The organism is Brasilonema bromeliae SPC951 (assembly GCF_012912135.1).
Classification (GTDB): domain Bacteria; phylum Cyanobacteriota; class Cyanobacteriia; order Cyanobacteriales; family Nostocaceae; genus Brasilonema; species Brasilonema bromeliae.
In genome coordinates, this window is the sequence record NZ_QMEB01000055.1 from 5,473 (window position 1) to 26,867 (window position 21,395).

Consider the following 21,395-nt stretch of genomic DNA (forward strand, 5'->3'; position numbering starts at 1 on the left):
CCGCCAAGACGCCAAGGACGCAAAGGTAAGAAAGAAAGAAAGAAAGAAAAGAGCTAATTTTGAGGAGTTGGTAAGTCGCGTAGGAAGTAAAAGCGATCGCGTCTCCAATCTTCTCCTTTTATTCGTCCGACATAACCTGTTAATGGTGAGGAAAGTTCAACAAGAATTTCGTAGATTTCTTCTATTTTTAGTGGCTGTGGTGGATTTGAGTAACCGTAGGCTCCAAACAGAGTTGCAACCTCAACGTTTTTATCACCTGTATTATCTTGATGTTTTTTTACAAGCTGCACTAAATGCGATCGCAATTGAATTGCTTTGTAAACTTGCTGAATATATTTATCAACTTCATTATCAGAATAGCCTGGTTTTAGATACTCTTTCAGCTTCAATAAGTCTACAGAACCACGATAGTTATGTTGAAGTTTTACCAAATTCTGTAGTGTTTGTGGGTTAATGATTGACATACCTTGTATTGTGGCTGCATTCTTAAGTTGAGTTGTTGGTTCTCCAGGACCAATTATTAATTTAGCTGCTTGGTGAAATAATTCTTGACTTTGTAGGCGTAGGGTTCCGAGATTGAGTAATTGTACTGCGGTGGGGTTTGGAATTTTTTTACCTGCTTTACATTCCGCAACTAGGGGATAGGGTTTTGAACAAAATACATCTACACCACCAGCACCACCTTTGTGGAAATAATCAACTGTAAATCCTAAGAACTCTAGGCTTTTACGAACTATGTTTTCAAAGTCAGTTCCAGCTTGGTAGTTGCTTTTGCCTTTATCTTGTTCTATGCTGCGATCGCCTAATGCTGCAATGTCGTTTATCCAAGCTAAATCTGGATCGCTTTGCTGGATTAGTTCCTCAGTCGTCCAACCTAAAAATGCTTTGATATCTTGATCTAATTGTTTAGCGGCTGGGTTGGTGATGGTAAGGAACGCAATAGCACTTTGCAAGTTTTCTAATTCTGGATGTGGTGGCGGTTGACGTGTTTCTAGTTGGTGTTTGCGGATGGTAAAGAGGCGATCGTTCAACACGGGGTTTGCTTGAGAAACTGTCACACCTTCTGGTAAAGCAACGAATTGACTGTTTTTCTTGACAGGAACTTCAATTGCTTTAGGCAGGTAATAAACGCGCAGGTAAGCGAGAAAGATGTTTTGCCGTTGCGTGAGTATTTCTTGTAAAGCTTCTTGTGTCCAAATTGTTAGCGACGATAAAGCAGCTAGTGATTCAGCACTATTGATAATTTGGCATAATTCGCACCTTGCCGAAGCTTTAATAGAGACGGTTTCAGTACCAAATTGACTAAAAGCTGTTTGAGCAATAGGTAAGAAACTAGAGTGATAGTACCGCTCAACTGGCAGCACGTTCATTAATCCATCTGTTGGACAAAGTGCAAATTCTCGCCCTTGAGCAATAAATTTATTAGATATAGCTGCAATGATTCGACCTTGCAACAGTGCCTCAATGTCTGATGCAGGCAAGCATAAAGCGATACTAATCACAACAGAATGACTCATTCTTTATTAAAAAATGTCTATGCTTACTTCTTCTATATTGCTGACTACTGGTGTATTTACCACGCCCTGATTACTTTCTTCATCAACAGCATCTTCAGGTACTTCTCCAGATGGATCGCTGAGAATTTCACGGATAAGGTAATTATCTATTGCTATCCGCTTCGAGCGAATAAAATCCAAAATCTGCTGTTCGCTTAACTCATAATCTTCACGACCTTTCATAACGAAATGCAGTGCTAAAAGTGGCTTAATGTCCTCTGATTTTAACAATACCCATTCACCTCCTAAGTTTTTTGACAAAAGTTCGCTCAAACACTGTTGTGCTTGAGCAGCACCTTTATTAATTTGCTTAGAGCGAACTAAACAGCCGCGAGTTAAATCAAACTTTTTATAGTCGATTAAGCGCTTTAATGTAGCTCCAACTATCCTACCTCCAGAATCTTGAAGGACAGCTACACCAATTTTCACAGCTTTACCATTTTCCTTGCCAATAACTTTAAAGTCTATGAAACCTTTGTCTACAGCTCTTGCTTTAACATCTTTTATTTCTTCAATTTGTACTTTTTCTATAGTTTCTCCAATCACAGCAGAGAAGCCTAACCGTAGTGCTTGAGCAAGGCTTGCTTTATCCTCCATATAATCTTGTATGGTAGTTTCTAAAGCTGCTAGTTGTTGATTGTAAACAGGCTCTACTGGGTCTTTTCGCTTGACTGTTTCTATATTTCCATCATCCTCAAGAGGTTTAAAGTTCTCTGCACACCATTGCAAAACTTTTCTGACAATTGGTCTTTCCTTACCCAATGCTCTCAATTTATCTTCATCAAAGGGATAAACTCGATGAGGAGGAGTTAATCCCTTCTCTTGATAAAAGTCTTCAAGCCATCCAGACACCAATGCAACAACCTCATCAGAATTAAGATGTTTTAAATCAATCACTTTTTGACCAATTCTGTCTACGACTGATGCAGCGTTTGGTAATCTTTTAACTTCATCTCTCCAAGAATCTGGAAAAATACATGTTAGCAAAACACCTCGTTTTATTTTGTCATATAAATCTTTAGCGAAGATAGCAGTAACTTGTTGTGCAGTGTATCCCAATTCATTACAGGTATTGTTCTCCATCTCATCAAAACAAACCACTATTGGTTTGTAATCACTAATCAAATCGAGAATTTGCCGCACCGTGTTAAAGGATTCAGCTTCTTTATCCTTTGCACTGATATTAGCTAACCCCATTGCATCAGCTTTTGACTGTGGTAAGTGATGACCAGATAGCCATCGAATGGCAAATACTTCATAAGCTGGATCAGGAGATAGTGTCCATAAAATTGCAGTCAGAATATCGGGATTTTCAATATCAGGCTTTATACCAAGTACTGTATCTCGGAAAACTTCAATAATCTTGGGATTTTTAGCTAAGTTTCCTCGAAATTGATTGACTAACTGCTGAGGGGCATAGTTCTTTTTGTAAGCCTCATTGACTAAAGCTGTTGCTAACTCCTGCCATTGACTCACACCTTGACTACCTATTTGTTTAAGGCTGTTTGCCAGAGTGCTTAAAAATTCTGTTGTAATACGGTTTAAGTCATTGCACTGACTCATGTAAACGAATAAAGCACTACCGTCAATCTGTAATCTATGTCGAATTCGGCTGATGACATGACTTTTACCTAATCCTCTTTCTGCCGTAATGGTGATACCCACAACTTGCCGTTGTTTATTACGAACTTTTTCTATTGCCTCATATACAGCATCGGAAGCATGGGCATTTAACGATGGAACATCAGGAAAACCTTGTCCCCAAACATTATGTGTTGTAACTACAAAGCGTCCCTCAAATGGATTGTGGTTTTTGATGGCATTATTAATTAAGTCGTTGGCGTTGGACATGGATGTATTTGCAATAGTGGTGTAGTAGGAGTTAGCGCGGGAAATAGCAAAAATTACCAACAATCGATGGATTAAGTTAAACGCTTGGCATAGCAACGTAGTCCACTGACTTCAGTAGTAATGGAGTCTTCAAGTTTGGCTGGATCATTATCTGGTAAGCTACCGCCTTGCAGTTGCAGAATGTCATTAGCTTGTATTTCCAGCATCCACTCGTTGAAATGTTCACGACTGACACGCTCACCTATTTCTCTTCTGATCCTGTAAATTGGTACCAAATCATCTAAGTTATAGTCGCGGTTAAGCTGGTCATAGACTTCCAACGTCACTTGCTTAAACTCGTCATAGGATTTAATCCCACTCTTCACCCCATTAGTTGATGCAGTTGCAGCTACCGCACCATTCATTTGACTTATCCACTTCAGCAGTGCATTAGCCACCCAAGTTCCGACAATATTTCCTTCAAACCTAAACTCTGGACTTTTCAAACCCTCACTCAGTACTTCTAAACCCAGAGGAGATATTGATATTAAATAGACGCTTTTTTTGGTTTTAGAGATGGCGATCGCCCCCTTTTTCTCCAATTCCTTAAAGATGCCCTCATAATCTGCTACCTTCTTGTCCTTAGTAACAATTCGCTTACTGAGTTCACCTTTCTTCACTTCCTGCTTTGTTCCTCCCAAATCCCACAAAGCCAGAAGAAGACGAGTTTTCGCGCTTATTTCGATTTTTGAAAAACTTTTTGACGTCATATTTCTTTATTCTATTTGACAAAACTAGTATAATTGTGATTCACAGTCATATTAAAATCAAGCAACTACAATAAACTGAAAACTCCTGTAGTCTCGAAAAATTACGTAAAAATACGGGAAATTTTCATGTGAGTCTTGTGAAGATGACTTGACTGATATCTCCCACTGTTCTTTAAGCATCAAAAGAACGCAAATTTTCCTAAAATAGAAATTTTTCTGGAAAAACTAAGTTTTACCACCTTCTCAGTCAACATATATTTTGGTAATCTACATTTCATCCAAAATAAGCTTCGTTAACGGCTTTACTCGTAAACCAGAGTATAAGTCTGGCATTGCCTGCGCCAGAAAAATCTGGAATTTTACGGTGTAGCCCTCCCGCAGCGCGCGCTGCCTCACATGCACTTTCACATTAAAATGGACTAGAAGCCTTGCTCAGTAAGTATTTAGTCTGATGCGCGAAGACTTTAGTTATTAGCGATAGGTTTTTAACCTATGGCGGTTGTTGGCAGGAGTGCAAAATATGAGTTCAAGCAATTCGGTGACTTTGTCCTTTGTTAACGTTCCATCACAAAATACTTGTTAAGGGAAAGTTAACTTTTCTTAGTTTGGTAGCTTAACTGTAACCCAATACGGTTGCTGTTAAAAATTGATCCTCCCTAGCCCTCCTTAAAAAGGAGGGAACTAAGCCCCCCTTGGGAAGGGGAGCCACTGCGTTGGGGAGCCAGTACTTGATGAGGGTCTCCCTCACTTGGTATCTGGTGAGACCAGCGCGAATGACGGCGCTGGCTCACTGATAACTGATCACTGATAACTGTTTTAACCGTTTCCAATCTCACACAACTTTATTATTCGTTGTTGAATGTATGAAGTCTTATCTAGCCGCCGCGATTCAAATGACCAGTGTGTCCAATTTACAAAAAAACTTGGCACAGGCAGAGGAATTTATCGATTTAGCCGTGCGTCAAGGTGCTGAATTAATTGGTTTGCCAGAAAACTTTGCCTTTATGGGTGAGGAAAATGAAAAAATGGCTCAAGCTGGTGCGATCGCCCAAGAAACAGAAAAGTTTCTCAAAACAATGGCGCAGCGTTTTCAAGTCACCATTTTGGGCGGCGGCTTTCCTGTTCCTGTAGATGAAACCAGTACTAGAGTCTACAACACTGCCTTACTTATTGACCCTAATGGTCAAGAACTTGCACGTTACCAAAAGGTACACCTGTTTGATGTCAACGTCCCAGATGGCAACACTTATCGAGAATCCACAACAGTTATGGCAGGTAAGGAATTACCGGCTGTCCACTACTCGCGAGAACTTGGTAATATAGCACTCTCGGTTTGCTACGATGTCCGCTTTCCTGAACTTTACCGATACATGGCTCACAAAGGTGCAGATATCATCTTTGTGCCTGCTGCGTTTACTGCCTTTACTGGGAAAGACCATTGGCAAGTTCTTTTGCAAGCACGTGCTATTGAGAATACTTCTTATGTGATTGCCCCAGCACAAACTGGCATCAACTACGCCCGTCGTCAAACACACGGACACGCCATGATTATAGACCCTTGGGGAGTGATTTTAGCAGATGCTGGTGAGCAGCCAGGAGTTGCGATCGCCGAAATCAACCCAGCCAGACTAGAACAAGTTCGTCGGCAAATGCCTAGCCTACAACACCGTGTCTTTGTGTAATTTTGCCTAATCTAGGTTTTCTATTTCCTCTCTAGTGTATGCACCAGAGGGTTAGGGATGGTGGTTGCTGTAGTCATCTTTACCTAGAGTTACCAGCTTGAGCCTCCACCATCACCACCACTGCTACCACCGGAGTCGCTACCGTCGCCACCACCGGTGTCATATCCCTCAAACTTGATTTTAGAAACAAGCAACTCGGTATTGTCAATCTCAAGGCGAAGTTCAGACAACATATTAGGGGGTAAGATGAATTTTACGCAGAAGGCAACTACGGCTATGAATAGCAAAAGAAATAGAGCAAGAGGTATCAAATTTTCAGGTGTTAACACTTTCGCGTCAGATAGATGTGTACTTAGCCTCATAACTAGCGACTGAGTACCTGCGAGAATACCATCTTCATAATTACCCTGTTTAAATTGAGGTATTATTTCTTGTTGGATAATGTTGTTCACCAAGGAATTTGAAAGTATATTCTTAACACCGTAGCCAACTTCGATTTCCACGCGGTGTTCATTAACAGAGACTAAAAACAGGACTCCGTTATTCTGACTGCTTTTAGCAATTCCCCAGTAGTTGAATAAACTTGTAGTAAACGCTTTGGGAGTCCGTGCTGGGGAAGTTTCTGGAACAGTCACAACAGCGATTTCATCTCCATTTTGACGCTCCAATTTAGAGATGATTTGGTTAAGTCGAATTTCTGTATTCGGGCTAAGTATGTGTGCTAAATCCATTACCCATCTACCATAAAATTGCTGAGGATTTGGCACATTTTGCACTGTGAGGGCGTAACAGGGTAGTGGGAAAAAGGCTAGAGTTAGACACAAACAAGCTGAAAAGAATGTACGTTTGGCTAGAAACAGCAAGCATAAAAAAACATGACTTTGATTTAGTAAATTCATACCAAATATAGCGGTTCTCGTTTGGATGCAGTACGCACATGATTTCACTCCTAACTCCTCCGGTGCATGCACTGGAAGAGGGGTAGGCGAACTTTGACGTCAGCCACTCAGGTGGGGTTCCTTTGTGTAGTGCAACGAAGTGAGAAGCGCGATAGTTCAGCCACAATCGGAACCTTTACAGATTTATCAGTGGTAAACCCAAAGTTTACGCAATTATGGAAAAACCAGTGATCAGCGAGATATTCTTTCTCTACTCAGAGTGACACAAGAGCAAGCAGTGGTTAGCTGAACAAAAAACACAGGAACTTCACTAGTATCAAATTCAGTCTAACCAACAGAAAAGTTTCGATAGCAACAAATACCAATTTTCTGTTAAATTGCCAATGTAAAGCTTAAGCAATTTATCCTTCATCTTTATATTTTTGTCTCTTATCTTTATAACGAATAGGGAATAAAGTGTAAGCGTTACTCCAACCGAAGCCAATGCACCCGTTATATCATGTTCGGATGAACACTTATAAAAAACGAATCACCTCACCCCGCCCTCTGGGCACCCCTCTCCTTAATAAGGAGAGGGGATGGGGGTGAGGTCTTTTTATTGTAAGTAATCAAACGAACTTGATATTACACAACCCAAGTGTTCTAAAAATTAAGTATGAAGCTCATTCCTAATAATCCTATTCTGAATTACATATTTTTCAATTTCCGTTCCCGAAGCATATTTCATACCCTTATTTGTGGATTACTTACAGTCTCAGTCTTCTTACCGCAACTGGCTGTTGCTCGTCGTCGTCCTGTTTCAAAACCTGCTGAGGCTGAGAATACTCCCACAACAACTGAAGCTTGTAGTAACAACAGCAACAATGATATTAGCTTAAATAACCAAGTTTCCCGTGTAGCTAGCAATCTTGTTTTGGCATCTACTTGGGTGACTAAGCCTAATTGGGGATTAGAAAATATTGTGGAAGCTGTTGGTCCCTATGTCTATGCCTTCCTCAATCGTACTTCCTGGCCCAACATTAACCAAGCGGCGAAGGAGGCAAGGGTACCCATTCTCATGTATCACGACATTATACCACAAAAACAAGTCTTTTTTGATGTCACCCCAGAAGAATTAGAACAACATTTCCAAACCCTGAAAGACAATGGCATGACTCCCATTAGTCTTGACCAGCTGATGACGCATTTGCAAACGGGAATGCCACTCCCAGAAAAGCCTGTTGTCTTGACGTTTGATGATGGTTACGGGGGACATTATCAGTATGTTTATCCATTGCTCAAAAAATACGGTTACCCCGCTGTATTTTCTATTTACACCAATGGTGTCGGCAACAACACCGGTCGAACTCATGTCAGCTGGGAACAACTCAAGGAGATGGCGGCTAATCCTTTGGTAACCATTGCATCTCATAGCGTTAGTCACCCACCAGATTTAACAGTTTTCCCACCGAAACAAATCCAAATAGAAGTTGTTGAGTCTAAGGCAATTTTAGAGGCAAAGTTAGGAATTCCTATTCGCTACTTCACCTATCCTGCTGGAAAATATAACGAGCAAGTTGCAAGTTCGGTGCAAGCAGCCGGATATGACCTAGCACTGACGATGAGTGATGTGGATGAACGCTTTGCTGGTGCATCAGACAGTTTATTGGCTGTTTCCCGCTTTGGTCAATCCAAGCTACAAGATGTGATCAAGCAAGCTTGGGGAGGTGCCAAATTACCAAGCTGGAAAACAGGCTTTGACTTTGCAAGCCCAGTTCAAAGAACTGACATGACAATCGATAAAATTCCTCTGATTCTAGTTTCGGGTGGTAAACCGATCACTATCCACGCTGATAGTCGTTATACGGTCAAGGAAATTTTAGCTAGAAGTAATACAAATGCTGTTGCTGCTGTAGACGGGGGTTTCTTCTCCCTGAAATTCTTAAATTCCAATGTGATGATTGGACCAGTATACAGCCAGGTGACAAAACAATTCATTCCTGGTAGCACTTGGGACATCCAGAAAATTGCTGCACGTCCTCTGGTATTGATTAGTCCTCATGAAGTGCGCTTCATTCCCTTCGATCCACTCAAGCACAACACTTTAGAAGGAATACAAGCTGAAATGCCCGAGGTGACTGATGCTTTTGTGGCGGCGGCTTGGTTAGTCAAAGATGGTCAACCTCGTGAACCAAGCACCTTTAACGGGTTGTATGGTTTTGATGTAGCACGTTATCGGGCTTTTTGGGGCATTAACAAGAAGAAACAAGCCACCGTCGGCGTTTCTCTAGAATCTGTTGACTCTATATCTTTGGGAAAGGCGCTGGTTAAGGCTGGGTTACAAGATGTCGTAATGGTTGATTCCGGTCAAAGTACTTCCTTAGTTTATCAAGGAGAATCTCTTGTACGTTACGAACCTCGTCCTGTCCCCCATGCAGTTGCACTTTTAGGATCTCCATCCACGACGAATACCCCGCCCTGTGTTTTGGTGGAAAATAAAACAAAACAGCGGAGAAGTTAAGTTTGTAATAACCCACATTCCGCACCTTGTACTGTCACAATCGGTTATTTCGCAATTTTGGGAATATTTCAGTTTTTTTATACATATTCTATTGAGATTTGTCTTCCTGTTCCCTGTTCCCTGTTCCCTGTTCCCTGTTCCCTAAAAATCCGTAGCGTGACACTTGAGGGTGCGGAATGTAAATAACTAAAATAAAAAACCGGGGAACCAAAACATTACCCGGTTAAGTCTCAGCAGCGTATGAATCCTCAGTAATATAGGGACACAGCCTTGCCATGTCCCTATTTATTTCTTCTGCGACTTAGACAGTCGCAGTTTTCTTAATCACAGCGTTGAGTTCGCCCTTAGCATACTTAGCAGCAAAGTCTTCCAGTGAAATCTGCTTGATCTTGCTACCATTACCAGCAGTACCAAATTGCTGATAGCGATCAACACAAACCTTCTGCATGTATTTAATAGAAGGCTTGAGGAAGTGACGGGGGTCAAATTCTTTGGGATTTGCAGCCAAAGCTTCACGCACAGCAGCGGTAATAGCCAAACGGTTGTCGGTGTCAATATTTACCTTACGCACACCGCACTTGATACCTTTTTGGATTTCTTCCACAGGTACACCGTAGGTTTCAGGAATAGCACCACCATACTGGTTAATCAGGGCGAGCAAATCTTCGGGTACAGAGGAGGAACCGTGCATCACCAAGTGAGTGTTAGGCAAACGGCGGTGAATTTCTTCAATGCGGCTGATTGCCAAGATTTCCCCAGTTGGCTTGCGGGTAAACTTGTAAGCACCGTGGCTGGTACCGATCGCAACTGCCAAAGCGTCTACTTGGGTTTGTTCCACGAAGTCTACTGCTTGGTCTGGATCAGTCAGCAGTTGGTCGTGGGAAAGAACGCCTTCAGCACCGTGACCATCTTCAGCTTCACCTGTACCAGTTTCCAGAGAACCCAAGCAACCGAGTTCGCCTTCAACGCTGACACCCAGTGAGTGAGCCACTTTCACTACTTCGCGGGTCGTGTCAACGTTGTACTCGTAGCTAGCGGGGGTCTTGGCATCAGCTTCCAGCGAACCATCCATCATCACGCTGGTAAAGCCGTTTTTAATTGCTGAATAGCAGGTAGCAGGTTCATTACCGTGATCTTGGTGCATGGTAATGGGAATATGGGGGTAGGTTTCTACCGCTGCCAAAATCAAGTGACGCAGGAAGTTTTCACCAGCATACTTACGAGCGCCACGAGAAGCTTGTAAAATCACGGGGCTATCTGTTTCCTGGGCAGCCTGAACAATAGCTTGAATCTGCTCCAAGTTATTAACGTTGAAAGCAGGGATGCCGTAACCGTTTTCTGCTGCGTGATCCAACAGCAGCCGCAGGGGTACGAGCGCCATAGATAGTCCTCCTAATATGGTTGTCAGCTAGTCGGTGTGAGACAAGCGTATCGGTGTACGCTATTCTTAATATTATTTTAAGCTTATAGGAAATTATAACTACTCTTGTGTCCTTTCTGTCGAAAAACTTTAACCAAAGTAAGGTGGACACTACCAATTTTACTCTATCATTCCAATCACTTAGTTTTGTACCTTGAGTTACGAACCTAAATATGGCTGCTGGTGATTCAATCTTTGAAACTTAGTACTCAAAACTAACTTTTATATGGGTCGCCCGGGATTCGAACCCGGAACTAATCGGTTAAAAGCCGAGTACTCTACCGTTGAGTTAGCGACCCGTTCTTTGTAATTTGCAAAACCTAATCCATCATAGCATAATTTCAGAGAGATTTGTAAAGGGGTTTTAGAAAAAATTTGCCGTTAAGCGTATAGTTGCTGTATGGGTAGCTTCCGGTTCTAACACACTCAGGTGTTCACCTGTGTTGAGAGCATTGCGAGCAGCGCTCCACGGTTCCAAGCAATAATAGTCTTTACCTTTAACCGTCCAAAAAACGAGAGTAGAATATGTATCGTCGTATTCCAGCGTCAATTTCAGCTTGCGAGCATGATCTGTGACTGTAGCTGATTGACCGCTGAGCTGCTTAAAAGCAACATCAATTTCATCACGGTTATAGTCAAAATCACCGTTGAATGAGTGAGTTTCCTTGGTGATTTGGTCTTGGTACTCTTGTGAGGGTATTTCAAACTTGAGTTGATTTTTATCCGCTGTTAAAAAGTAAGGATGGAAGCCTGAAGAAAAAGGCATTTTTTCACTGGAAAGATTGGTGTACTTCTGTTTTATTTCTAAGGTATTGCCCTCTATTTGATAAGTAAAAGCAAGTTTAAAGTCAAAAGGATAAACTGCGCGTGTTTGCCCGTTGCTGCTTAAGACCAAAGTCAGGCTAGCTGTGTCTGGAGTTATGTGATCTTCTGTAAATTCCCAAGGCAAATCACGGGCAAAACCGTGTTGTTTGAGAGTGTACTGCTTGTTGTTGAGAGTGTAAGTGTTATTAGGTAAGTTCCCACAGATAGGAAACAAAATTGGAATTCCACCCCTGACACTCAACTGAGGATTAGCAAAACGTTCGTGATCCAGATAAAGAATTTCTTGATTTTGTACGCGCCAGCTCGTAATAATGCCACCTCTTTCTGGTACAATCTCAAGCTGGGACTGATTTGTTTGAATGTGGAGTTTACTCATTGTATTGGTATGATTGGAGTTTTTTTGCAAACACGTTTTTAGTCCGGAGTATTCAAGTGGTGAGTATTTTCTTTCCACTTCAATACTCCAGACTCAGCATTTTTTATTCGTCTTCCGCAAACACAAAGCGATACAACTCGCTGGCGTTGGGTTCAGGGCTGCTTTCAGCGAATTTCACTGCTTCGTCGATCTCTTGCTGGATTTGTCGGTCAATAGCCTTAAGTTCTTCACCAGAAGCCAAGTTTTGCTCAACCAGATAAGCAGCAAGTTTCTTAATTGGATCACGAGCAAACCAAAACTCTTTCTCAGCCTTGGTTCGCAGTTCATCTGGATCAGCCAGAGAGTGACCTCGGAAACGGTAAGTTAGTGCTTCAATTAAGGTAGGACCATTCCCAGCACGAGCACGGGCTACGGCTTCCTGCGCGACTGCTCGCACCGCCAAGATATCCATACCATCTACTTCCACACCCGCCATGTTAAAGACACTGGCTTTTCGATAAATCTCTGGTTGGGAAGTCGCCCGTTCGTGAGCCATGCCGATCGCCCACTTGTTATTTTCTACAACAAAGATAATCGGTAGTTTCCACAGCGCCGCCATATTTAACGTCTCGAAAAACTGACCATTATTTGCAGCACCATCACCAAAAAAACAAGCGCTGACTTGGTCAGCTTTTGGATCACCTAACACTTCGCGTCGGTATTTCGTTTGAAAAGCCGCACCAGCAGCAACGGGAATACCCTCAGCCACAAAAGCATAACCACCTAGCATGCGATGTTCGCTAGAGAACATGTGCATTGAGCCACCACGCCCCTTGCTGCACCCTGTGGCTTTACCAAATAATTCTGCCATGACCTCGTTTGCAGGAACTCCTGCGCTCAGAGCATGAACGTGGTCGCGGTAAGTGCTGGACACGAAATCTTCACCTGGTCGCATCGCTCCCTTAATCACACCGCTGGATACGGCTTCCTGACCGTTGTATAAATGGACAAAACCAAACATTTTGCCCCTGTAGTACATTTCGGCACACTTGTCTTCAAAGGTGCGCCCCAGTACCATGTCCTCGTACAACAGCAATCCTTCTTCTTTGGTTATTTGTACGGTAGCCGCATCAAATTTGGGTAATGTGCGTTCTTGAACCATTATTTCTAAGTATTCCTGTTGTAAAACTTCAAGTAACTATTTGAGATTAAGTTGCGCTCATGCAGCGTAAGCTTTTAAAAAGATAGCGTTTAAATGAGTCAATAATCAAACTTACCTCAATTACTGTCGTTCGTCTTGTTCCACAGCAATCGGTAGTATGCCAACCTTGGTTTATAGATTACCTACAAAAATAGCAAGTTTTCTGCATGTTTATTAACAATTTCGGCGCTTATTCCCGAAATTAAGTATTTTTATGTAGATTATTGTACTCAAAGAATAACTTGTGATAAACTGTAACTCGCTGTATACTAGCAAACCTGAAAAGTGGTGCTTTTCTCATCATATGCTGGAGAAAGTCCCTCTAAACCAATTGCAGGGAACGTCAAGCCATACATCTCACAAAGAGAATAAAAAAACACTCCTGCAAACAGACCATAATATATGCTGTTATCCAAAATACTATAGTCAATTTTTTGTTTGTCAAAGAGGCTGGAATTTAGATAGGCCAAAAAGAATAAAAATATTCTTAAAAAGATTGGATACTTATCAGCAATCAAAAAACACTACTACCATAACAAGATTATACCATTGTGAAAACACGAGTAAAGTTGTTACAAAACATACTTGTAGTCTGAAATTAATCGGTTATTGTGATGGCAGTTTTTTACAAGCCTGGAATGCTTTAGGAAAATTATGTTAATCGTGCTGCAGGGGAAATGAGCCGTGCGAATTCCGCTAGATTACTATAGAATTTTAGGGATACCAATGGCGGCAAGTGAGGAACAGTTGCGGCAGGCATATGGCGATCGCATTGTGCAATTGCCGCGCCGTGAGTATTCCCAAGCAGCAATTACATCTCGAAAAAACTTAATAGAAGAAGCTTACGTTGTTCTGTCTAATCCAAAAGAGCGTAAAACATACGACCAGCTTTATCTTGCTCATGCTTATGGTTCTGACAGCACTGAAGGTGGGGCAGTCGCTGTTGAAAGTCGCAAGCAAGGTCATATTGGTGAGCTTGATTCTCAAGCCCTGAGTATCGACATTTCCCAAGATGAATTTGTTGGTGCTTTATTGATTTTGCAGGAGCTTGGGGAATATGAACTTGTTCTAAAACTGGGTCGTCCATACCTAGTAAATAGAAATGGTATCAGTAGTATCCAAAGCGATAGAGAGGATATAGAGGAAGTTCCTTTTTCTAGTGAACGTCCAGACGTTGTACTTACGGTTTCCCTGGCTTGTTTAGAACTCGGTCGCGAGGCATGGCAGCAAGCTCACTACGAAAATGCTGCGATTTCCTTAGAAACTGGAGAGGAATTTCTCGCACATGAAGGGTTATTCCCCAGCGTTCGCTCTGAAATTCAGTCTGACTTGTATAGACTGCGACCCTATCGTATTTTGGAATTACTGGCGCTACCTGAAGAACAGACCACCGAACGAAAACAAGGGTTGCAATTATTGCATGACATTTTAGATGAGCGTGGTGGCATAGATGGTACAGGAAACGACAAATCTGGTCTGAGTACAGATGATTTTCTACGATTTATTCAGCAACTGCGTAACTATTTGACCTGTACTGAGCAGCACAAACTATTTGAAGTAGAAAGCAAGCGTCCCTCAGCAGTCGCCACCTATTTAGCAGTCTATGCTTTAATCGCACGGGGGTTTGCTCAACGCCAACCCGCATTAATTCGTCAAGCAAAACAAATGTTGCTCCGCCTGGGTAGACGTCAAGATGTCCATCTAGAACAGTCGCTGTGTGCGCTTCTGCTGGGGCAAACAGAAGAAGCAAGTCGTGCATTAGAACTCTCCCAAGAGTACGAAGCTCTAGCTTTTATTCGCGAAAGCTCTAAAGACTCTCCAGACCTCTTACCAGGACTGTGTTTATACGAGGAACGCTGGTTGGAAAATGAAGTGTTTCCAAACTTTCGAGATTTGGTAGACAAGCCAGCTTCCTTGAAAGATTATTTTGCTAATCAACAGGTGCAAGCTTATTTAGAAGCTTTGTCCACAGAAGCAGAACCTATAGAACCAGGAACTGGAATAAACAGACAGTCTTTCCAAACACAGCAAATCACTCGTGAGAGTCGTCGCAATAATTCCGCAAATAATAATTCTAAAGTGGTTGAGGGAAAATTTCCAACTCAAAAAACTCCCCATTCAGAAACACCAGCCAAATCAACCTTTTCCTCTTCCTCACCCAGTCATACAACAACATCATCTTCTTCAAATACTTGGAGTTCACAAGCCGAAACACCTGTAGCACCAGTTCACAGGATAGACGCCACTCCCAAAGGAACTTACTACAACTCGAATCGTCCGTCCAAACACCCCACCGCACCCCCTCAACGACAAACCCAAAGGAAGCGTAAACGTAGTCCATCTGCTAATTCAGGACGTGGATCTGGTAATCTTCTTGGCTCTGCTTATCGTCAGCGAATTTTTGCCCGTATTTCTCCAGCACAAATGCGGTTAGTGCGGATTGTGTCTATTTTGTTGGGGAGTCTGTTGGTGCTGTGGTTGTTGATCGCAGCAACTTTTGGATTGTTGAAAAATTTGTTTTTTCCTGGACCTTCGTTGAAAGGTGAACAGCTATCAGTTGAGCTAAATCAGCCTTTAGTCCCTATTCCTAACCAAAACAGTAAACCACAATTACCAGCAGGAACACTTACTGAAGCGACAGCAGAGGAAATAATTCAGGCTTGGCTAGATACCAAAGCTGCGGCTTTTGGACCTAACCACGAGATTGATCGTTTGAAGTATATTTTAGTAGGTTCAACCTTGACAAAATGGCAGCGATGGGCTCAACAAGAAAAGACTGATAACCAGCATCGAAAATATGAACATAGCATGAAAGTAGAATCTTTAGAGGCAAATACAACTGACCAGCATCACGCTGCGGTAGAAGCTTCGGTGAGTGAAGCGACACAGTATTATACGAATGGTCAGATGAAAAAATCTGATAAGGAAAAATTACGAGTTAGATATGAACTGGTTCGGGTAGAAGGTTCATGGCGTATCCGGGATATGTCAGTTCTCAACAAGATAAGTATGATTTTTTAGGGAATAGGGAACGCTTAACAGGGAACGCTTAACAGGGAACGCTTAATAGGGAACAGGAAGACAAATTTCCGGACATTAAGTATCAAAAAAAACTTAAATATTCCCAAAATTGCGAAATAACCGATTGTGACAGTACAAGGTGCGGAATGTGGCCTAGAAATTTTTTATTGCCAGCATAAGCTGTTGTTATCTTTTCACGAAAATCCTGATACATTTCAATTTCACTCAAGAACTGATCCTCGTACTTCCTTTGTGGATTTTGGTCTTTGGTGAAGGGATTTAACTTGCTGTAGCTAAGGCACTTTCCTTGAAATAAAATCCCAACCCTATGGCTGACGCCACGCCAGAAGGCTATCGGGTTCACCAGTTCCCTACGGAGGGAAACCCTCATCAAGGACTGGTTCACCGTCAAATCTAGATCCTTCGTCACCAACCCGTTAACGTCAAACACGGCGCTTGTTTTTATTTTTACGATCTTTCCTAAAAAAACTTTTGTCATCAAAATTTGACATAATCGCCCTCGCTCAGATGTTTTAGCTGCATTCAACAAGCTAGAATGTCATAGTATCATAACTTATTGATCCCCAAAGGGCTGATAAATACGTGAAAAACTGAAAAATGTGTCTGTAAACCCCTTGATCCCGACGCAGGATTATTAGTTAATATTTATTAACAAAGACTCCTCTGCTCCCCAGTAAAAAATGCTGATTTTGGCATCACAGGGAATTGAAAGGGAGTGATTTGCAATTTAAAAACACATTAAAAAACATAACACTCGGCAAAACCAGGAGTCAGGAATAAGAAGTTTATCTGGGGGTCTACGGCTCTTTATCAGCCATTTAATAACCAGGGGACATCATCAACCTTTCAAACTACTGGAGGCCAAACTCATGGCAAAAGAACGCCCACCTTTAGAAGAGATGACATTGCGCCAACTACGTAAAGTAGCTAGTGAATTTAACATCTCTCGTTACAGTCGAATGCGTAAATCGCAACTGTTGGAATCTGTTCAAGAAGCTCAACGCAGCAAAGTTTCTCTCACCCAATCTCGTTCAATGGAGGCACAGGAAACCGTGGAAGCAGCAAAATTTGAGTTGGGTCAAGTTGATCGTACTGGCGGTACTCTCGCTGATGTTGATGAAGGACTAGCGGATCTCCCTGAAGGCTACGGAGAAAGCCGTATTGTTCTTATGCCCCGCGATCCTCAGTGGGCTTATACCTACTGGGATGTTTCTAACGAGCATAAAGAAGAGCTACGCCGTCTTGGGGGACAACAGCTGGCACTGCGTATTTATGATGTCACCGACATCAATTTAGAGTACCAAAGCCCTCACAGCATTCAAGAATACCCCAGTGATGAACTTGCACGGGAATGGTATTTGCCAGTTCCGGTGAGCGATCGCGATTATGTCATCGACATCGGTTACCGTTGCGCTGATGGTCGTTGGTTAGTACTAGCTCGTTCTGCACCCGTCCACGTTCCTCCTGTGTATCCTTCCGACTGGATTGAAGATGTCTTCATCACCGTGAACTTTGATGAAGATTTGCGTGACAAAACCGTTTACGAACTGGTTCCTCCCGCCAAGAAAGTCGCTCCTACTGCTCCTGCTGCTACGGCTGCTCGTGGTAACGCCATCTACGACCAAATTTTTGGTTTGGCAGAATCTGCCGAAGCAATGCGCGTTGCTGGTTCTGTGTTCGGTTCCATGCAGCACGTTCCTGGTTCCGTCATTCCAGAACAAGCCATCAGCTCCTACGTCTTCCCCTCTGGTGTAGGTATGTGGGCAGTTCCAACAACGTCTGGCTTAACCATGTCCGGTGTTGGTATGTCTGGTGCTGGGTTCTCTGGTGACGTGCCAATGCGTCCGCGTAAATTCTGGTTAATTGCTGATGCTGAGTTGATTGTTTATGGCGCAACCGAACCTGATGCGACTGTCACAATCGGCGGTCGTCCAATTAAGCTCAATCCAGACGGTACCTTCCGCTTCCAGATGTCCTTCCAGGATGGTTTGATTGACTATCCGATTATGGCTGTTGCTGCTGATGGTGAACAAACACGCTCAATTCACATGAAGTTTAATCGTGAGACACCATCTCGCAATACCAATACCAAGGAAGAAGCTGTTTTAGAATGGCTCTCTTAATTTGAAAATTTTGAATTTTTGATTTTAGATCAGCCTGATTAACCTCCGTCACAACTGAACTGTGGCGGAGGTTTTGTCTGTTAGGAAAAATTTGTTTTTGATTAAACTTAGCCAGACTGTCATAAAAAGTAATTTCTGATGTCACAAGACCAGGGAATAGGGGAGCGATCGCGCCGTGCTGCGGTTCCCTCCACCCTTGGCAACTGGCGTGGATTGCCGTTTATCCCTGAACATGGTAAGCCACGGAGCGAACGATATTTTTTGATGTCTTTAGATTTTATTGAGCGGCACAGATCATAGAAGGGAGACAGAGTGCAGGGGAATAAAAGTTTTCTATCACCTGTCATCTGTCACCTGTCACCTGTCACCTGTCAACTACTCCTTATCTAGTAGATGAGAGAGTGCGGCGCTTGGTCACCATCTGGAATGCTTCGATGATGTCACCTTCTGCCCAGTCATTGTATCTGTCAATGCCGACACCGCATTCGTAACCGGCGTTAACTTCACGGACGTCTTCTTTCATTCGCTTGAGCGAGTCAAGGGGAGCTTCATTGATCACCTTACCATTACGACGCACCCGCACTTTACAGTTACGGATGAGCTTACCAGACTGCACGTAACAACCTGCAACAGAACCACGACCAACGGGGAAGACAGCACGCACTTCGGCTTGACCCAAGTGTTCTTCCACCAACTCTGGCTCCAGTAGACCTTCCAAGGCTCCTTGGATGTCTTCTATGAGTTTGTAGATGATGTTGTATTCCCGCACATCTACACCAGCTTCATCGGCGGCTTGTCTTGCGCCACTGGCGTAAGTAGTGTTGAAACCAACGATAACTGCTCCACTGGCTGCGGCTAAGTCGATATCTGTCTGGGTGATTTCACCAGCAGATGACAACAACAGACGGATTTGTACCTCGTTTTGCGGGATTTGCCTGAGCGATCCCACAATTGCTTCGACTGAACCCTGTACATCTCCTTTCAAGATCAGGTTGAGTTCTTTCAACTCGCCTTCTTGAGCCTGAGCCGAGATACTGGTTAGGGTCACACGTCCCTGCATCAGACGGGATTGACGAAGTTTTTCAGCGCGTTCGGCTGCAATAGAGCGTGCTTGTTTTTCGTTGTCAAACACATCAAACTCGTCGCCTGCTGCTGGTACTTCACTTAAACCCAAAACTTCAACGGCGAAGGAAGGAGTAGCCGCGTCGACTCTTTTACCTCTGTCATCCACCATTGCTCGGACTTTACCGAAGGCTGAGCCAGCTACCAACAAATTGCCTACGCGCAGACTACCGTTTTGAATCAGCAAGGTCGCAACTGGTCCCTTTGCCTTGTCTAAGTGAGCTTCAATCACGGTTCCTTTCGCGAGTCGGTCTGGATTAGCAGAAAGTTCTTCTATCTCTGCTACCAAGAGAATCATCTCTAGGAGTGTATCCAGATTTTCGCCCCTAATAGCGCTGACAGGAACCATAATCGTGTCACCGCCCCACTCTTCTGACACCAGACCATATTCTGTTAATTCTTGCTTAACACGGTCAGGTTGTGCCTCTGGTTTATCGATTTTGTTGATGGCTACTATGATGGGAACTTCAGCCGCTTTCGCGTGGCTAATCGCCTCAACGGTCTGAGGACGAACGCCATCATCTGCCGCCACCACCAAAATAGCGATGTCGGTCACTCGCGCTCCACGCGCCCGCATAGCTGTAAAGGCTTCGTGACCAGGAGTATCAAGGAATACCACTTGCTGCTCCTTACCATCGTGTTCTACATCTACGTGGTAAGCACCGATATGCTGGGTAATACCTCCTGCTTCACCAGATGCCACTTTTGTTTTGCGAATCGAGTCAAGCAGCGTAGTTTTACCGTGGTCTACGTGACCCATAATTGTCACAACTGGCGGACGGCGAAGCAGGTGTTCCAGGTCTGCCACGTCGATCATTTCCGTGACTTTGCGGGCTTCTGCTTCTGGTTCCACGGTTTCGACTGGTATTTCCAACTCGTTGGCTACCAGTGTAATTGTGGGAATATCCAAATTTTGGGTGATACTCACCGCCATGCCTTTCAGGAACAGAATTTTCACAATTTCTGTATCAGCCACTACCAAAGCCTCAGACAGTTCTTGCACTGTCATCGGACCTGTGACTTCCAGTATTTCTGGACGATCCTGCTTTTGTTCCGTTTCTTGACGACGGTTTTGCTCACGAGAAGAAGCAGGCTTTCTCGCTTTAGCAACTGGCGTAGCAGCCGTAGCTACTGCTGTTTGTGTCGGCTTGGAAGCCTTAGGTTTCGGTGGACGGGCGATAGAGAGACTGACTTGGATAGTAGCAGGTATTTCCAGTCCTTCTTCATCTAAGAGATCTTCGTCTTCAAACTCATCAACTATTGGCTTGGCGCGTTTTCCTTTAACGGCTCCCTTTGCGGGCTTAGCTGACTCTTTAATTTCTTCTATCTCTTCTTCCTGCCACTTCTTACCACCTTTTGCTTGACGTGGTGGTGTTGGGCGCTTCAGTTCAATGACTTCATCAGTCACTGTTGGGGCATCATCCTCATCTTGTCGCCCAGCCTGCGGTTTTGTCAGTGAGACTCGCATTGGTTTTGGAGGCGTAGCGACTGGTACCGCAGGTCCTGGTTGTTCACCAGAACGTACTATAGGTCTGCTCGGTCGTTGCGATTCTCCGACTTGTACAGGTGCGGAAGGCTTATTCCCTCTCTGCTCAGGTTTGACAGGTGATGGGGTAGTCGAACGCACAGGTTTTTCAGATTTTTGCGGCAAAGCAGCCTGTGGTGTTTCCCCTGTTGCCGCTTTGTTGACTCTTTGCTGCTTGACTTGGTCGCGTTCGCCCCGAATGATTCTTCCTTCAGGAGCATCACTTTTTTGGGGTAAGGATTCTGCGCCATCGCCTGCTGGGGATTGGATCCCTTCAGGTGCATCGCGTTTTTGGTCGCGATCGCGTTTGAGAATTATAACTGGTTTCTCGCTCACAGTCGGTTGGGCATCGGCTGTGGGAGAATTTGGTTTCTCCGCAGCCGGGCTTGTGGGCGGGGCTGCCAGTTGTGGCTTTGGCTGTCTTTCCGGTTTTGCTCTGGGTGCAGGTGCTTTTTCCGGTTTTTGGGCTGCTACTTTTTCAACCGGCTGGTTTGTATTGGGTACTATGTCTTTATCCGCGTCTGTCACTGCTGGTTGTTCAAGTG

General features: G+C 43.5%; 15 protein-coding genes and 1 tRNA gene. 5 read left to right on the top strand and 11 right to left on the bottom strand.

Annotated elements, in window-relative coordinates; translation table 11 throughout:
- Nucleotides 1-53: 53 nt before the first annotated feature.
- From DP116_RS09550 to DP116_RS09560, 3 genes are all read right to left on the bottom strand, one after another.
- Entirely contained in the window at nucleotides 54-1,517 is a 1,464-nt protein-coding gene (locus DP116_RS09550) for a DUF1802 family protein (protein ID WP_169154967.1), read from the bottom strand.
- A 6-nt stretch (nucleotides 1,518-1,523) separates the two neighbouring features.
- On the bottom strand, nucleotides 1,524-3,407 hold the full coding sequence (locus DP116_RS09555; protein ID WP_246275554.1) for a P-loop NTPase fold protein: 1,884 nt from the start codon (nucleotides 3,405-3,407) through the stop codon (nucleotides 1,524-1,526).
- 71 nt (nucleotides 3,408-3,478) lie between these two features.
- On the bottom strand, nucleotides 3,479-4,156 hold the full coding sequence (locus DP116_RS09560; RefSeq protein ID WP_169154968.1) for a hypothetical protein: 678 nt from the start codon (nucleotides 4,154-4,156) through the stop codon (nucleotides 3,479-3,481).
- An 863-nt stretch (nucleotides 4,157-5,019) separates the two neighbouring features.
- On the opposite strand from DP116_RS09560, the gene DP116_RS09565 reads away from it, so the two are divergent.
- Nucleotides 5,020-5,838 (top strand): carbon-nitrogen hydrolase family protein, encoded by an 819-nt coding sequence (locus DP116_RS09565; RefSeq protein ID WP_169154969.1) that lies wholly within the window; start codon nucleotides 5,020-5,022, stop codon nucleotides 5,836-5,838.
- Between the two features lie 89 nt (nucleotides 5,839-5,927).
- On the opposite strand, the gene DP116_RS09570 is transcribed toward DP116_RS09565, so the two are convergent.
- Nucleotides 5,928-6,569: a TPM domain-containing protein gene (locus DP116_RS09570; protein ID WP_246275555.1), complete on the bottom strand. Its 642-nt coding sequence runs from the start codon at nucleotides 6,567-6,569 to the stop codon at nucleotides 5,928-5,930.
- Between the two features lie 823 nt (nucleotides 6,570-7,392).
- On the opposite strand from DP116_RS09570, the gene DP116_RS09575 reads away from it, so the two are divergent.
- Nucleotides 7,393-9,237: a polysaccharide deacetylase family protein gene (locus tag DP116_RS09575; RefSeq protein ID WP_169154971.1), complete on the top strand. Its 1,845-nt coding sequence runs from the start codon at nucleotides 7,393-7,395 to the stop codon at nucleotides 9,235-9,237.
- A 301-nt stretch (nucleotides 9,238-9,538) separates the two neighbouring features.
- On the opposite strand, the gene fba is transcribed toward DP116_RS09575, so the two are convergent.
- The 5 genes from fba to DP116_RS09600 all read right to left on the bottom strand — a co-directional run bounded on the left by fba (nucleotide 9,539) and on the right by DP116_RS09600 (nucleotide 13,556).
- On the bottom strand, nucleotides 9,539-10,618 hold the full coding sequence (gene fba / locus DP116_RS09580; protein WP_169154972.1) for a class II fructose-bisphosphate aldolase: 1,080 nt from the start codon (nucleotides 10,616-10,618) through the stop codon (nucleotides 9,539-9,541).
- Between the two features lie 266 nt (nucleotides 10,619-10,884).
- A tRNA-Lys gene (locus DP116_RS09585) sits at nucleotides 10,885-10,956 on the bottom strand.
- A gap of 65 nt (nucleotides 10,957-11,021) precedes the next feature.
- The gene (locus DP116_RS09590) at nucleotides 11,022-11,858 is read right to left on the bottom strand and encodes an aldose epimerase family protein (RefSeq protein WP_169154973.1); all 837 of its coding nucleotides are present in this window, start codon (nucleotides 11,856-11,858) and stop codon (nucleotides 11,022-11,024) included.
- A 103-nt stretch (nucleotides 11,859-11,961) separates the two neighbouring features.
- Complete coding sequence (pdhA, locus tag DP116_RS09595; RefSeq protein WP_169154974.1) at nucleotides 11,962-12,999, bottom strand: pyruvate dehydrogenase (acetyl-transferring) E1 component subunit alpha; 1,038 nt, start codon at nucleotides 12,997-12,999, stop codon at nucleotides 11,962-11,964.
- A gap of 308 nt (nucleotides 13,000-13,307) precedes the next feature.
- The gene (locus DP116_RS09600; protein WP_169154975.1) at nucleotides 13,308-13,556 is read right to left on the bottom strand and encodes a hypothetical protein; all 249 of its coding nucleotides are present in this window, start codon (nucleotides 13,554-13,556) and stop codon (nucleotides 13,308-13,310) included.
- Between the two features lie 166 nt (nucleotides 13,557-13,722).
- On the opposite strand from DP116_RS09600, the gene DP116_RS09605 reads away from it, so the two are divergent.
- Nucleotides 13,723-16,059 carry an IMS domain-containing protein gene (locus DP116_RS09605; protein WP_169154976.1) on the top strand — a complete coding sequence of 779 codons (2,337 nt, stop codon included), beginning with the start codon at nucleotides 13,723-13,725 and terminating at the stop codon, nucleotides 16,057-16,059.
- An 82-nt stretch (nucleotides 16,060-16,141) separates the two neighbouring features.
- Here DP116_RS09605 and DP116_RS09610 read toward each other — a convergent pair whose 3' ends face one another.
- Nucleotides 16,142-16,609, bottom strand: a complete 468-nt coding sequence (locus tag DP116_RS09610) for a hypothetical protein (RefSeq protein WP_211173186.1) — start codon at nucleotides 16,607-16,609, stop codon at nucleotides 16,142-16,144.
- A 340-nt stretch (nucleotides 16,610-16,949) separates the two neighbouring features.
- Between DP116_RS09610 and DP116_RS09615 the strand changes: the two genes are divergently transcribed.
- Complete coding sequence (locus DP116_RS09615; RefSeq protein WP_169154978.1) at nucleotides 16,950-18,203, top strand: DUF4912 domain-containing protein; 1,254 nt, start codon at nucleotides 16,950-16,952, stop codon at nucleotides 18,201-18,203.
- Nucleotides 18,204-18,341: 138 nt separating this feature from the next.
- Complete coding sequence (locus tag DP116_RS09620; protein ID WP_169154979.1) at nucleotides 18,342-18,503, top strand: hypothetical protein; 162 nt, start codon at nucleotides 18,342-18,344, stop codon at nucleotides 18,501-18,503.
- 82 nt (nucleotides 18,504-18,585) lie between these two features.
- Here the strand turns inward: DP116_RS09620 and infB are convergent.
- On the bottom strand, nucleotides 18,586-21,395 hold a 2,810-nt coding region (infB, locus tag DP116_RS09625), incomplete at its 5' end, for a translation initiation factor IF-2 (protein ID WP_169154980.1).